The sequence below is a fragment of the Bradyrhizobium sp. WSM4874 genome (assembly GCF_055811835.1).
This window is the reverse complement of the sequence record NZ_JBVVPR010000029.1, coordinates 26732-40968: the sequence shown is the minus strand read 5'-3', so window position 1 is coordinate 40968 and position 14237 is coordinate 26732. Positions and strand designations below refer to the sequence as shown.

The following is a 14237-nucleotide window of genomic DNA, read 5'->3' as shown; positions in this document are numbered from 1 at the left end:
CTCTGCGAGCGCGTCGACCTCTCCCTGCAAGCGGGGAGAGGTGAAGGAAGGCGCGCCCTCACTTGTCGAGCCATGCGTCCTTGAAGCCGTCATTCACCCCGATCCCGGTGGTGATCAGGTTCTTGACCTTGCAGCGCATGATGGTCGGGAATTGCAGCTCGAGCATCCAGGCCACCGGCACGTCCTCGACCAGGATTTTCTGCGCCTTCTCGTAGATCTCCTTGCGCTTGGAATCGGGCGTCGCCACCGCACCCTCGGCGAACAGCTTGTCGATTTCCGGGTTGGAGTAACCCTCGACATTATTGAACACCTGGCCCTTGGCGATGGCGCTGGAGACGTAGTTGCGGCCGACGCCGAGTGCGGGATCGCCGTACTGGTAGAGATAGGTGAAAGCGATGTCGTAGTCCCAGTCGCCGATCTTCTGGTTGCCGCCGGCGACGTCGGTGGCGATGGTCTCGATGTTCATGCCGACGTCCTGGAGGTTCTGCTTCACGGCTTCACCCCAGCGCTGCCAGGTCTCGCCATAGGCGAGCGGCAGAAGGCGGATCTTCTCGCCCTTGTAGCCGGCTTCCTTCAACAGCGCCTTGGCCTTGGCGGGATCGTAAGGGTATTTCGGCACGTCGGCGGTGTAGTACTTGATGGTCGATGCGGACGGGCCGGTCGCGACCTTGCCGAGCCCGTTCCAGATCACGTCCTTGGCGAAGTCGCGGTCGATCGCAAACATGACCGCCTGCCGCACCCGCTTGTCGGCGAGCGGACCCTGGCGGTTGTTGAGCCACAGCCAGGCCAGCGGCGAGAAGAACTCCCAGCCGGCGCCGGTGACGCAGGTGTCCTTCAGCTTGGAGAGCCGCGGCACGTCGAAATTCTCGACCGAGCCGCCGGGCAGCACATCGACCTTGCCGGTCTCATATGCCACCGAGCGGGCCGCGGCATCGGGAATGATCTGCCAGTAGATCTCGTCGAGATAGGGCTTGCCCTTCTCGTAATAGTTCGGGTTCTTGACCAGGCGGATGAAAGAGCCCTTCTGCCATTCCTTGAACATAAAGGGGCCGGTGCCGACAGGGGCGTTGTTGTAGGGATTGGTCTTCCAGTCGGTGCCTTCATAGAGATGCTTGGGCACCATCGGCATCGAGCCGACCTCGAAGATGCCGAGGAACGGACCGAACGGCTGCTTCAGCGTGAAGACCACCGTGTAATCGTCGGGCGCCTCGACCTTGTCGACCTGCGCGAGGTTGTTGCGAGCGCGCGCATGCGTCTGCTTCAGCATCTCGAGCGAGAACAGCACGTCGGCGGCGGTGAAGGGCTTGCCGTCGTGCCAGGTCACGCCCTTCCTGAGCTTGAATGTGTAGGTTTTTGCGTCCTCGCTGACGCTCCAGCTCTCGGCGAGCTCCGGCTGTGGTTCGAGCTTGGGGCTGTAGCGAAGCAGGCCTTCGAAAATGTTGCCCGACACCATCTGCACCGGGCCGTTCTGGACCATCGCCAGCATCAGGCCGGGCGGCTCGGGCTGAATCACGGCATTGATCGCTCCACCCGCTTTCGGCTCTTGCGCCAGCGCCGGGGCCGTGAGGCCGCAAGCCAGGAGGACGCCAAGCAACACTCGTTTTGACATGTCGTATCTTTCTCAAGCGAGACCAGCCGCAGACGCTTCGCACGTCGTGGCGCGCAAAGCTATGACCAGCCCATCCCAGTCCCCATCCGGGATCGAGGCTCACACAGTCTCGTTCGGCGCCGCAAGATGAAAGTCTCGACAGTGTTCGCCCAAAAAATGTACAGCGCGTCCCGTGACGGCGTTTGGCGGCCTAGCCGGCGCCACTGCGCCGCCCGGCTTCAGGAGGGCCGCAGCACCCGTTGCAACTCGGCAAGCGCATCCGCGAGTTGCTCCCGGTGCGCGATGTCGTCCTTGGGGATGGCCGCGACACTGCCCGCGAGCTCGCGCAGGATCCCGGCGAGCAGGCCGAAATTGAGGTGCAGGTGCACCGATTTGCGTTCGTCCGCCGTGCCCGGTTGCTGCAGCACCAGCGCAACGCCGCTCCCGTCGAGTCGCGCCTCGAACCGCGATGAATGCCCGAAGGTGCCGACATAGAACTTGTCGGGATATTCGAGCGCGATCTCTGCCTTGTCGGGAACCGGCTTGGACATGTGAGCCTCATTTGTGTGGGGCTATTCTGGCCGGGAATAAACTCGGCCGACTTGAGATAGGTCAGGGGCGGGCTCGTTCCGGATTTGATCGGGATCAAAGCCGGGCTGCCGCTTCTGCGATCTGATGGCAGGACGCGGTGAGGCTCCGCGTGACCGGTCAACTGCGAGTGCATCGGCGATGAACGTCCATTCCACCCCACCCGAAGCGGATTCAGATGATATCGCCATCTCCTTCGCGGACGAGGCGTCGGCACGTTGCGCGCAATTGCTCGGCGATGCCGGCCTCAGGCTGACGCGCCACCGCCTGGCGCTCGGCCAAATGCTGTTCCTCTGCCCCCATCGTCATGTGACAGCGGAGGGACTTTATGAAGAAGCGACGGCTGCCAATCTGCGGCTGTCGCTTGCGACCGTCTACAACACGCTGAACCAGTTCACCGAAGCCGGCCTGTTGCGCCGGATCGCAGCCGACGGCATCAAGTCGTTCTTCGACACCGACACGTCCGTGCATCCGCATTTCTACCTCGAAGGCGAGGATGTGCTGGTCGACGTCACCGACGGCCTGACCTTCACCATGATGCCCGAGGCGCTTCCGGGCCATGAGATCGCGCGGCTCGACGTCGTCGTCCATCTGCGCCGCAAGCGCAACGCAGACCCTGCCTGACGATCATCTAGCGCAAGCCCGCTCGCCGGAATCCTTCCAGATAGTGCTCGCGGTCGGCCTCATTGGCCCATGGCAATTGCGTCCCGATCCAGTGCAGCGAGATGTTGGGCTGGGTGCGGCGGAGCTCGCCCAGCGCCATCTCCGCAAGCACGCCGTCGCCGGTCATGCCGGCAGAAACCGCGAGCACGCGGTAGGCGCCGGTGAGGTCGCCGCGGTGGCGGATCGCCTCGCGCGCGAGTGCGATGGCCTCGCCATAGCGCCGTTCGGTGAAGCGGGCATAGCCGGCGACGCCGTGATAGATCGCCAGGGATGGATCGCGCGGCGAGAGCCGCATTGCCCTCTGCGCTGCCTCGAATGAATCCTTCGGCCGTCCGGCGTAGGACAGTGCCAGTGCGTAATAGCCCTGCGCCAGCGAGAAGTTCGGATTGAGCGCGAGCGCCTGTTCGAACTCGGACAGTGCGTCCGCAAGCCTTCGCGTCGAGAAGTAGACGCTTCCGAGCGCGGCGTGCGCCCAGGCGTCCTCATGGTCGCAGCGCACCGCGGCGAGCGCGGCGGCTTCCGCCACCGGCGCCACCACGGCCAGCTCGGCCCAGCCGAGATGCACGCCGAACATGTGGTTCGCCGCGAGCACCGACAGCGCCTGGCCGTAATTCGGGTCGATGCCGACCGCGCGTTCCAGCAGCGCCCGCGCGGTCTCGTGATCGCGCCGCGTCACGCGCCAGTAATGTGACAGCGCCCGCATCAGGAGATCCCAGGCATCCAGGCTCGCAGGGGGCTTGCGATGGGCGCGAAAACTTTCCGCCGCATGAATCTGCGGCTCGATCGCCGCGGCGATCGCGTTGGTGATTTCGTCCTGCACGGCGAACACGTCGACCAGCTCGCGGTCGTAGCGCTCGGCCCAGAGATGGCTGCCGGTTGTGGCGTCGTTGAGCTGTGCGGTGATGCGCACCCTGTTGTCCGACTTGCGCACGCTGCCTTCGACGATGTAGCGGACGCCGAGTTCCTCGGCGATCTGCCGGATGTGGACCGCGCGTCCCTTGTAAGTGAATGACGAGTTGCGGGCGATCACCATGAACCAGCGCTGCTTCGATAGCGCGGTGAGGATGTCCTCGCTGATGCCGTCGCCGAAATAGTCCTGCGCGGGATCGCCGCTCATGTTCTCGAAAGCGAGCACCGCGACCCCGGGACGGTCCGCCAGGACGCGCGGCAGGGCAGCGATGGGTTCAGCGGGCGCCGTCGCGGCTGCCAGTTCTTCCCGGACTTCGCCGACGAAACGAAAGCCCTTGCGCGGAATGGTCTTGATAAGCCGCTGGCTGGCACCGTCGTCGCCGAGCGCCTTGCGCGCGGCGTTGATCCGGCTGTTCAGGGCGGAATCCGAGATGATCCGATCGCTCCAAATTTGGCTGATCAGGTCATCCTTGCTGACCACACGCGTGCGCTGCGCCACCAGATAGAGCAGGAGATCGAACACCTGCGGCTGCAACGGCACGGCTGCCCCGCTGCAGGTGAGTTCCCGCAGGTCGCCGTCGAGCACGTTGTTCTCAAAGCGAAATCGCACGTTTCTGTCGTCTCAAGCAAAAATCAAAGTCGTCTCAGGCGAAAATCAACCGTCCGCGAAAGTCTTGGGACCTCCGGTGCGGCATGGTGCAGCGACCAATGAAGTGCCGGCGTTTTGGCACAACGGAGCTGTTTATGACCCAAATTGATCATCAGGTTCATCCTATCGGCCCGGTTGCGGGCTCACGCATTTTCAAGTTCATCGCATTTCTGTACGGAATTGCGGCGTATCTCGTGTTTTTCGTCACCATTCTCTACGCCATCGGCTTCGTCATGGGGCTGGTGGTGCCGAAGACCATCGACACCGGGACCGACACACCCGTCGCCGAGGCCGTCATCATCAATCTGCTCCTGATGGCCCTGTTTGCGGTCCAGCACAGCGTGATGGCGCGCCGGCAGTTCAAGGCATGGTGGACGCAGTACGTCCCCAAGCCGGTCGAGCGCAGCACTTATGTGCTGTTTGCGAGCCTGTCATTGCTCCTCCTGTTCTGGCAGTGGCGTCCGCTGCCCACGGTCATATGGGAGGTCGCGAACCCGGATCTTGCTGTGACGATCGTCACGCTGTCGTTGGTGGGCTGGGTCCTGGTGTTCACCTCGACCTTCATCATCAATCATTTCGAGTTGTTCGGATTGCATCAGGTCACCAATCATCTCGTCGGCAAGGAGGCGTCGCCGCCGCGCTTCAAGACGCCGCTGCTCTACAAGTTCGTCCGTCATCCGATCTATCTCGGCTTCATCATTGCGTTCTGGGCGGCGCCGGTCATGACCGTGGGCCATCTGCTGTTCGCCGCCGTGACCACGCTCTACATCTTCGTCGGCATCGCGCTGGAGGAGCACGACCTCATCGATCTCTTCGGCGACGAGTACCGGCAGTACAAACAACGGGTCTCGATGCTTATTCCCTGGCGCAAGTCGGTATAGCTTGCGCGTCTTTCCGTCGCGTCCGCCGAAAGGAGGACGCGCGGCGGCGCCGAGGCGCGTATCGGATCTTGCCGACCCGGCCTTCAACGTTTCTCGGGGTGAATCCCCTCACCCCGACGCTACCTGCGCGAGCGAAGCTCGTCGCGACCCCGCATCCGTTTTTGCCGAGCTATCGGCAAACGGGCGCGGGGAGAGAAATTCAAACCTTCATCAACGGAGACGACCCAATGAAACATGTCGGAAACTGCTTCTGTGGCGCGGTCACGATCGAGGCCACAGGCGCGCCGGAGGCGATGGGCTATTGCCATTGCCGCTCGTGCCGCTCGTGGTCGGGCGGTCCGGTGAACGCGTTCAGCCTGTGGAAGCCCGAGGCTGTGCGCATCACCGAAGGTGCAGAGAATGTCGAGACCTTTACCAAGACGCCGCTCAGCCAGCGCAAATACTGCAAGAAATGCGGCGGCCACCTCATGACGAACCATCCGCCGCTTGGCCTGGTCGACGTCTTCACCGCCACCATTCCCACGCTCGCCTTCGCGCCCGGCGTCCACGTCAATTACGCCGAGACGGTGCTGCCGATGCGCGACGGCCTGCCCAAGCTCAAGGATTTCCCGGCCGAGTTCGGCGGCAGCGGCGAGATGATGCAGGAGTAGCGACCCTCTTCTCCTCTCCCGCAAGCGGGAGAGGAGAAATTCGCTATCTCATCCCCGCGCGCCGCAATCCCTCGAGGTAATGCTCGCGATCCTCGTCCCGCAGCATCGGCAGCTCGCGGGTGATCCAGGCCAGCGAGATGCCCGGTTGGGCGCGGCGCAAGCCTTCCAGGGCGGAAGCCGCGCGCGCGGGATCCCCCGACATGCCGGCGGCGGCGGTCAGCACGCGATGCGCGCCGACGAAATCGGCGCGCTGCCGCATCGACTCGCGCGCCATCTGTGCGGCTCCTTCGTAATCGCGGCCGATGAACCGGGCATAGGCCGCGACGCCGCAATAGATCGCCGCGAGCGGGTCGCGGGGGCTCAGCCGCAGCGCGCGGCGCGCGGCGACATCGCCGTTCTGCCATCGTCCCGCGTAGCACAGCGTCACGCCGTAGAAGGCATGCGCCATCGCGAAGTTCGGATTGAGGTTCAGCGCCAGCTCGAATTCCGCCAGCGCGTCGTCGAAGCGGCGGCGGAATAGATAGGTATAAGCCAGGCCGTGATGGGCCCAGGCATCCTCGCGATCCGCCTCCACCGCCGCGAGCGCGGCGCGTTCGGCGACCGGCACGGTCGGGGCCATGTCGGACCAGCCCATATGCGCGCCGAAGATGTGGCTGGTCGCGAGCAGGCCGAGCGCCTTGCCATAGGCGGGATCGAGCGCGACGGCCTTTTCGAGCAGTCCCTGCGCGGCGGCATTGTCCTCGCGAGTGATGCGCCAGTAATGCGACAATGCGCGCATCACGAGGTCCCAGGCATCCAGGCTTCCCGGCGGTTTCTGCTGGGCGCGAAAACTCTCGGCGGTATAGAGCTGCGGCTCGATCGCGGCGACGATCGCCTCGGTGATCTCATCCTGCACGGCGAAGATGTCGGCAAGCTCGCGGTCGTAGCGTTCGGCCCAGAGATGGCTGCCGGTCGAAACGTCGTTGAGCTGTGCGGAGATGCGCACGCGATCGCCGCTCCGCCGCACGCTGCCTTCGAGCACGTAGCGCACGCCGAGCTCGCGCGCGACCTCGTTCATGTGCACAGCGCGGCCCTTGTAGACGAAGGAGGAGTTGCGCGCGACGACGAAGAACCAGCGCAGCTTCGACAGCGCGGTGATGATGTCCTCGCTGATCCCGTCGGAGAAATAATCCTGCTCGCGGTCGCCGCTCATGTTGGTGAAGGGCAGCACCGCGATGGCCGGCCGGTCCGGTAGCGGCAGCGGGGCCTGCAGAAGCTTCGCTCCAAAACCGGATTCCGGCGCGGTCGCCCCACGCTTGGTCTCGACGTCGCCGACGAAACGAAAACCCTTGCGCGAGATGGTGCGGATCAGCGCCTGGCTCGCGCCGCTATCTCCGACCGCCTTGCGTGCCGCATTGATCCGGCTGGTCAGGGTGGATTCGGAGACGCTGCGCCCGTGCCAGATCTTGTCGATCAGCTCGTCCTTGCTGACCACCCGGTCGCGGTTCTCCATGAGGTGGACGACGAGATCGAAAACCTGCGGCTCCACGGCAACGGGAACCTGCTCGCGGCTCAGCTCGCGCAAGTCGGTATCGAGCAGGTGATCCCGGAACAGAAACTGCACGTCGAAAACTCAGGCCTCAAGACGACATCGGGCAATGATGAAATCAAAATGGATTTCGGCTGATGTCTGTAAGTCCGCCAAGGGGCCTGTCCGGTTCACCACGATCGCGTGATGGCAGCCATGCGATTTACGGGGAGGAATGCAGCCTGGGTTAGAATGTGGCGGTTTCGGCCGGATTGTCGCACGTCATTGCGAGCGCAGCGAAGCAATCCAGCTTGTCGCCGCGGAGGCAGCGTGGATTGCTTCGTCGCGAGGGCTCGTCGCAATGACGGTGTTGAGGCAATGGCGTGCGGCAGCTTCCCACGTTGTCCTGGCCTTCGCGACGGCATCGAATGTGTGACGAGCGGTGAATGTCCATTTGCCGAACAGCTCCGTGTGCGTAAGCTGCCTTCACACAACACACCAACCACGAAGAAACGCCCATGCCCGCTTTTCATGCCTCGACCACCGTGCTCGATTCCATGCTGTTCCGCGATGCCTTCGGCACGCCGCAGATGCGGGAGGTGTTTTCTGATATCGCGACGGTCGCGCGCTATGCCGAGGTCGAGGTGGCACTGGCGAAGGCGGAAGCGAAGTGCGGGGTGATCCCGCAGGATGCCGCCGACCAGATCGCGGCGCGGACTGATCTTGCCGCGCTGGATTTCGACCTGTTGCGGCAGGAGACCGATGTGGTCGGCTATCCGATCCTGCCCCTGGTGCATCAGATGGTGAAGCAATGCGGCGATGCCGGCCGCTATGTGCATTGGGGTGCGACCACGCAGGACATCATGGACACCGCCGTGGTGCTGCAACTGCGCGCCGGGCTCGAGATCGTCGAGCAGGACATCGCCGCACTGCGCAAGATTCTCGCCGACCTCTCCAGGCGCTATCGCGACACCCCGATGGCGGGCCGCACCCATCTCCAGCAGGCGCTGCCGGTCACCTTCGGCTACAAGACCGCGATCTGGCTCGCGATGTTCGACCGCCACGCCGAGCGGATCAGTGAGTTGAAGCCGCGCGTCCTGGTCGGCCAGTTCGCCGGCGCAGCCGGGACGCTGGCCTCGCTCGGCGACAAGGGGTTCGAGGTGCAGGAGGCGCTCTGCGTCGAACTGAGGCTCGGCGTCCCCGCCTCGACCTGGCACGTCGCACGCGATGGTTTTGCCGAGGCCGTGAATTTCCTGGCGCTCGTCACCGGCTCGCTCGGCAAGATCGCGCTCGACATCATGATCATGGCCTCGACCGAATTCGCCGAGGTCTACGAGCCCTTCGTCAAGGGACGCGGCGCTTCCTCGACCATGCCTCAGAAGCGCAACCCGATCTCCTCGGAACTGATGCTCGCGGCGTCCAAGGCGGTGCGCCAGCACGCCGGCCTCATGTTGGATGCCATGGTGCAGGATTTCGAGCGCGCCACCGGGCCCTGGCACGCCGAATGGATGGCGATCCCCGAGAGCTTCGTGCTGACCGCCGGCGCGTTGCACCAGGCGAAGTTCGCGCTCGCCGGTCTCATCGTCGACGAAAGCAAGATGAACGAGAATCTCGCCGTCAGCCGCGGTCTGATCGTGGCTGAAGCCGTCATGATGGGGCTCGCGCCGCAGATTGGGCGGCAGGAGGCCCATGACGTGGTCTATGACGCCTGCCGGCTCGCCAATGAGAATGGTCTTACACTGGCGGACGCGCTGTCGTCCGACGCCCGCGTCTCTGCCAGAATCGACCGTGCCACGATCGAGGCGCTGACATCACCGAAAAATTACCTCGGCCTTGCTCCCGCCATGGTCGACCGGGTGCTGAAATCGGCAACACGTTGAAAACCAAAATGCGCGAAACTGCGTATCTTTGGGGTGTCGCAAGGCACTCGCGCACTTGTGTCTCGCGATGCTAGACTTAAATTGAGCGAAAGACGTTCGGCAGAGGATCCGGCATGACTGATCAACGCATCACCTCCACTCCCATCGATCCCGTGAAGCTCGACCGGCTGGCCGAGGTGGCGGTGAAGGTGGGCCTGGGCTTGCGGCCGGGCCAGGATCTGCTCTTGACGGCACCTGCGATCGCGTTGCCGCTGGTGCGGCGGATCGCCGTGCATGCCTACAAGGCCGGCGCCGGCATCGTGACGCCCATTCTCTCCGACGAAGAGATGACGCTGGCGCGCTATCGCCACGGCCACGACGACAGCTTCGATCGTGCCGCCAACTGGCTCTATGAGGGCATGGCCAAGGCGTTCTCGAACAACACCGCGCGTCTTGCCATCGTCGGCGACAATCCGATGCTGCTGTCGGGCGAAGATGCTTCCAAGGTCGCACGCGCCAGCAAGGCCAATTCCATGGCCTATCAGCCGGCGCTGGAAAAGATCGTCAATTTCGACACCAACTGGAACATCATTGCCTATCCGAGCCCGTCCTGGGCGAAGCAAGTCTTTCCGAACGATCCTGAAGAGGTCGCGATCGGCAAGCTCGCGGACGCGATCTTCGCGGCGTCCCGCGTCGATCGCGACGACGCGCCGGCCAATTGGGCGAGCCACAATGCGGTGCTGCGGGAACGCACCAATTGGCTCAACGGCCAGCGTTTCCGCGCGCTCCAGTACTCGGGACCGGGCACCGACCTCACCATCGGGCTCGCCGACGGACACGAGTGGGAGGGCGGCGCCTCGCTATCCAAGAACGGCATCAGCTGCAACGCCAATATCCCGACCGAAGAAGTCTTCACCACGCCGCATTGCCGGCGGGTCTACGGCCATGTCGTGAGCTCGAAGCCGCTGTCCTATCAGGGCACGCTGATCGACAACATCGCAGTGCGTTTCGAGGACGGCAGGATCGTCGACGCCAAGGCCTCGCGCGGCGCGGAGGTGCTGAACAAGGTGCTGGACACCGACGAGGGCGCGCGGCGTCTCGGCGAAGTGGCGCTGGTGCCGCATTCCTCGCCGATCTCGCAGAGCGGGCTGTTGTTCTACAACACGCTGTTCGACGAGAACGCGGCCTCGCACATCGCGCTCGGCCAGTGCTATTCGAAGTGCTTCGTCAACGGCGCGCAGCTCACGCCGCAGCAGATCGCGGCGCAAGGCGGCAACCAGAGCCTGATCCATATCGACTGGATGATCGGCTCGGCCGAGACCGACATCGACGGCATTCTGGCCGACGGCAGCAAAGTGCCGGTGTTTCGCAAGGGCGAATGGGCGAAGTAACTACGCCGCCGCGTTGCGCAGCATCGGGCTGTTGTCGATGCTGAAGCGGTTGAACAGCGTCGTGAACGGGCTGCCGTCGGTGGCTCGCACGATGGCGTCGGAGGCCGCCACCGCGTCGTAGAGCGCACCGACCGGATCATTCGCCTCGGACAGGTCGAGACCCCCGCGGATTTCCTCGCGTGCCTCGTTGACGTCGTCCTCGTCCTCGAGTGTCGCCTCCAGCGCGTCGGCCGCCCGCCGCATCTCATGGAGGTCACCGCCGGCGGAAAATTTCAGGATGTCGAGCCAGTAGGGGCGCGCCACGACGAGCCTGACGAAGGCCTCGAAACTCTCCGCGATAATTCCCGCGCGGCCTTCCGATGAGACGTAGAGCACATTCTGAGAAGGCAGCAGCACGAACGCGCCGCCGGAGCCGTCACTGCCGATCTGCCGGGGGCTCTCGATGCCGTCGACGGTGAACCAGGGCTCCTCGTCGGTTGCGAAGGAGACATCGAGACTGCCGAGCCAGGCGACGACCTCGCCTTGGGTTGCGAGAACCTCCGGGTTGAGGGGCATCGGCATGGCTCCTTTCAGATGCTTCGCGCACTTTGTCGCACCCCGGAAAAGAAGGGTTCATGTGCGCGAAATCGCAGGGAAATTGGGACGTTAACCGTTTCGCGTCTGCAACTTGCGGCTGATTGTCGGGCCCTGCGTAAGAAAGAATTAAAAACCGGCTACTAGCGTTCCCGGCATCTTTGAGCAATTCGGGCCGAGACCCGGGCAGGCCATATTTTATCCCCTGAGGAAACAGATGTCGCGCACATTGATTGAAATTAGTAGTTGCAATGTAGAGCTTGAGCTGCGGCCGATCGAGCCGTCCTGGATTATCGAAGGCAATCCGGTGTCGCGCTCGCACATCCTGTCCACCAGCGCCGACGGCACCGCTTCGACCATCATCTGGGCTTGCACCGAAGGGCGCTTCAACTGGTACTACGATATCGACGAGACGATCATGATCATGGAAGGATCGATCGTGCTCGAAAGCGACGGCATGCCGCCGAAGCGCTACGGCCCGGGCGACGTCATCTTCTTCCGCGACGGCGCGCATGCCAAATGGCATGTCGAAGGCCACGTCAAGAAGATCGCCTTCTGCCGCAAGACCAATCCCGTGATGATCGGCTTCCTGATCCGGGTCGTCAACAAGCTCAAGAAGATCTTCGTCTCCACCGGCGAGCGCCGTCCGGCCTCGCTCATGGGGGCCGGTTAGAGTTCAATCAGTTTCAAGGACGCTTCCCAGCGGTCACGACGGAACAGGGGCCGGGATCAACATCCCGGCCCCTGTTCTCGTCATGACGGCAATTCGAGCCGGTAGACATCGGTCGCGGTTTGCGAGAACAACGCCGTCTTCTCGGTCTCGCTCAACGGCGCCGCGATACGCTTGAAGGCGTTGAAGATCACCTGGTAGCTGCACTGGCCCTTGTCCGGCGGGAAATTGCTCTCGAACATCGCGCGCTTGGGTCCAAACGCCTCGATGCAGGTTTCGACATAAGGCCGCCAGGCCGCGGCAAGCTCCTCGGATGAAGGTGGCCTCTCGCGCAAATGGAAGTCGTAGCCGAGCAGGCACATCGCGAGCCCGCCGAGCTTCACCACCACGTTCTCGCATTTGGCGATCTCCTGGATCGAGGCGCGCCATTGCGGAAACACCTCCTTGCGTCGCCCGGCAAAGCGGCCGATTCCGGCCGGGCCGCCGCAATGGTCGAGCACGATCCTGGTGCCGGGAAATGCGCGGGCGAGCTCGATCAGCTCGCCGATCTGCGGATGGAACAGCCAGGCGTCGAAGCTCAGGTTCAGCGGCGCCAGACAGGCGAAGCCCTTGCGGAAGGTCGGGTCCTGCAGCAATCCCTGCGGTCGGCTCGCATACATGCCGGCGACAGCAGGATCCTGGTCCCAGGCCGAGGAATGCCGGATGCCGCGGAAGCGACCGTTGCCTGCCGCGATCTCGGCCTCCAGCACCGGTTTTGCGGCATCGCCGAGCAGCAGATTGACGTGGCTGACGATGCCGGCGCAGATCGCGGCCTTGCCGTAACCGCCGCTCGCGCTCATCGCGGCGACGCCATTGGCGAACTCGACCTCGCCGACCGGCCGGAACGCCTCGGGCCCGTGCGCACGATACATCGAGCGGCAATCGACATAGACGGTGGCGGTGACGTTGTGGCCGGAGGCGATATCGGCCGCCATCTCCTCGATCAGATAGCGGTGCCCGCGATTCCAGAGATGGTGATGGGGATCGACGATCGGCCGTAAGGGATCGATGATCTCCTCATGATGCAGCGCGAGCCAGTCCTCGCGCGGCTCGACGAATAGCCCGCTCGTGTTGGCGGGTAGACCGCTTGCAGCCATCGACGTGCGCTCCCCTCATTGGCTTTGGTGCAAGGAGCTTAGCACCGGTTGTCACACGCAGCAGCGCGTTCCGTGCAACGCGCTTCCCGAAGCCACGCGCGCGGCTTGGAACTTCTACTCCGGCTTGAAACCCGAGGCCCTGATCACGGGGCTCCACAAGTCGGAGTCGGATTTTTGGATCCGCGAGAATTCCTGAGCCGAAGTGCCGGTGGGCTGGATCCCAAGAGGCGTTAGCCCCTTGCTAAACTCTGGAGAACGTACAGCTTCGACCACCGCTCCATTCAGCCGTGCGATGACCTCAGGGGGCGTCCTTGAAGGTGCATAGATGCCGTACCAGCCCTCCCCTCGGATGCTATATCCGCTTTCCGAAAACGTAGGCACGTCGGGCAGGGCCGTCGAACGCGCGCGGCCGGACGTAGCGAGAACAGTGATGCGCCCGGCCTTGTGAGCCTCGACGAGATCTTGCGTCGAAGTGAAGAACATCGGCAAGTGACCTCCAATCAAATCGGTGATCGCTTGCGGATTGCCCTTGTAGACGACTTGACGAAGATCGAGGCCGGTGTGGCCTGCAAACAGCAGGGCAAAGAAGTGCGGCAATGATCCTGCGGCCGGAGTTCCGTAGGCGGCTTGATCAGGATGCCCCCTCAACCACTGAACCAGCTCCTTGAGACTTTTGGCAGGCACGTTCGCGCCAATCGCTATGGCGAGATCATAAGTCGCGACCTGGGAGACAGGCTCGAAATCCCGCTCGGGATCGTAAGCGAGCTGGTCATAAACGTGAGGGAAAATGGCCATTGGTGCAATCGGCGTGAACAGCAGGACGCTACCGTCGGCAGGAGCATTTTTGACCAATTGCACGCCGAGGCGCCCCGCCGCGCCCGGCTTGTTCTCAACGATCACCGGCCGATTGAGCCGTGTGCGCATGGACTCGGCGATCATCCTTGCGGCTGCGTCGCCCACGCCTCCGGCCGGATACGGCAAGACAATCTTGATTGTGGACTCACCGTTTTGCGCATTGGCATTGGGCAGGATCAGGCTGAGAGCTGCTGCCAATGCAATTTGGACTACACGCATGGAGTGCCACCGGTTGATGGAGATGCTGGCTTGGTGCCTTGCCCCATAGACCGTCCGCCATAATGGTGCATAAATGAACTCTGGTTCTCCTTATGACGC

General features: G+C 63.4%; 13 protein-coding genes. 6 read left to right on the top strand and 7 right to left on the bottom strand.

The window, feature by feature from the left end; genetic code table 11:
- Positions 1-58: 58 nt before the first annotated feature.
- Together AC0L3P_RS26080 and AC0L3P_RS26075 are read right to left on the bottom strand one after the other, a co-directional pair.
- A complete protein-coding gene (locus AC0L3P_RS26080; protein ID WP_473306270.1) occupies positions 59-1609 on the bottom strand; it encodes an ABC transporter substrate-binding protein in 1551 nt (516 codons plus the stop codon).
- Between the two features lie 218 nt (positions 1610-1827).
- Positions 1828-2139 carry a hypothetical protein gene (locus AC0L3P_RS26075; RefSeq protein WP_007605124.1) on the bottom strand — a complete coding sequence of 104 codons (312 nt, stop codon included), beginning with the start codon at positions 2137-2139 and terminating at the stop codon, positions 1828-1830.
- A 178-nt stretch (positions 2140-2317) separates the two neighbouring features.
- Between AC0L3P_RS26075 and irrA the strand changes: the two genes are divergently transcribed.
- A complete protein-coding gene (gene irrA / locus AC0L3P_RS26070) occupies positions 2318-2800 on the top strand; it encodes an iron response transcriptional regulator IrrA (RefSeq protein WP_473306268.1) in 483 nt (160 codons plus the stop codon).
- Positions 2801-2807: 7 nt separating this feature from the next.
- Here the strand turns inward: irrA and AC0L3P_RS26065 are convergent, their stop codons facing one another.
- Positions 2808-4358 (bottom strand): winged helix-turn-helix domain-containing protein, encoded by a 1551-nt coding sequence (locus AC0L3P_RS26065; RefSeq protein WP_473306266.1) that lies wholly within the window; start codon positions 4356-4358, stop codon positions 2808-2810.
- Between the two features lie 134 nt (positions 4359-4492).
- Here AC0L3P_RS26065 and mddA point away from each other — a divergent pair, with 134 nt between their 5' ends.
- Both mddA and AC0L3P_RS26055 read left to right on the top strand, forming a co-directional pair.
- Entirely contained in the window at positions 4493-5278 is a 786-nt protein-coding gene (gene mddA, locus AC0L3P_RS26060) for a methanethiol S-methyltransferase (protein ID WP_354207653.1), read from the top strand.
- A 227-nt stretch (positions 5279-5505) separates the two neighbouring features.
- Entirely contained in the window at positions 5506-5928 is a 423-nt protein-coding gene (locus AC0L3P_RS26055; RefSeq protein WP_275170742.1) for a GFA family protein, read from the top strand.
- 43 nt (positions 5929-5971) lie between these two features.
- Here AC0L3P_RS26055 and AC0L3P_RS26050 read toward each other — a convergent pair whose 3' ends face one another.
- Positions 5972-7531: a winged helix-turn-helix domain-containing tetratricopeptide repeat protein gene (locus tag AC0L3P_RS26050; protein WP_354207656.1), complete on the bottom strand. Its 1560-nt coding sequence runs from the start codon at positions 7529-7531 to the stop codon at positions 5972-5974.
- 422 nt (positions 7532-7953) lie between these two features.
- Here AC0L3P_RS26050 and AC0L3P_RS26045 point away from each other — a divergent pair, with 422 nt between their 5' ends.
- Together AC0L3P_RS26045 and AC0L3P_RS26040 are read left to right on the top strand one after the other, a co-directional pair.
- Positions 7954-9315, top strand: a complete 1362-nt coding sequence (locus tag AC0L3P_RS26045; RefSeq protein WP_354207658.1) for a class-II fumarase/aspartase family protein — start codon at positions 7954-7956, stop codon at positions 9313-9315.
- A gap of 113 nt (positions 9316-9428) precedes the next feature.
- The gene (locus AC0L3P_RS26040; protein ID WP_354207660.1) at positions 9429-10685 is read left to right on the top strand and encodes an aminopeptidase; all 1257 of its coding nucleotides are present in this window, start codon (positions 9429-9431) and stop codon (positions 10683-10685) included.
- Here AC0L3P_RS26040 and AC0L3P_RS26035 read toward each other — a convergent pair whose 3' ends face one another.
- Positions 10686-11240, bottom strand: a complete 555-nt coding sequence (locus AC0L3P_RS26035) for a hypothetical protein (RefSeq protein WP_473306262.1) — start codon at positions 11238-11240, stop codon at positions 10686-10688. It abuts the gene before it with no gap.
- A gap of 235 nt (positions 11241-11475) precedes the next feature.
- Between AC0L3P_RS26035 and AC0L3P_RS26030 the strand changes: the two genes are divergently transcribed.
- Positions 11476-11931: a cupin domain-containing protein gene (locus AC0L3P_RS26030; protein ID WP_275170752.1), complete on the top strand. Its 456-nt coding sequence runs from the start codon at positions 11476-11478 to the stop codon at positions 11929-11931.
- Between the two features lie 80 nt (positions 11932-12011).
- Here AC0L3P_RS26030 and AC0L3P_RS26025 read toward each other — a convergent pair whose 3' ends face one another.
- The gene (locus tag AC0L3P_RS26025; protein WP_473306259.1) at positions 12012-13064 is read right to left on the bottom strand and encodes an amidohydrolase family protein; all 1053 of its coding nucleotides are present in this window, start codon (positions 13062-13064) and stop codon (positions 12012-12014) included.
- Positions 13065-13178: 114 nt separating this feature from the next.
- Positions 13179-14138 carry a Bug family tripartite tricarboxylate transporter substrate binding protein gene (locus AC0L3P_RS26020; RefSeq protein WP_473306257.1) on the bottom strand — a complete coding sequence of 320 codons (960 nt, stop codon included), beginning with the start codon at positions 14136-14138 and terminating at the stop codon, positions 13179-13181.
- Between the last annotated feature and the right edge of the window lie 99 nt (positions 14139-14237).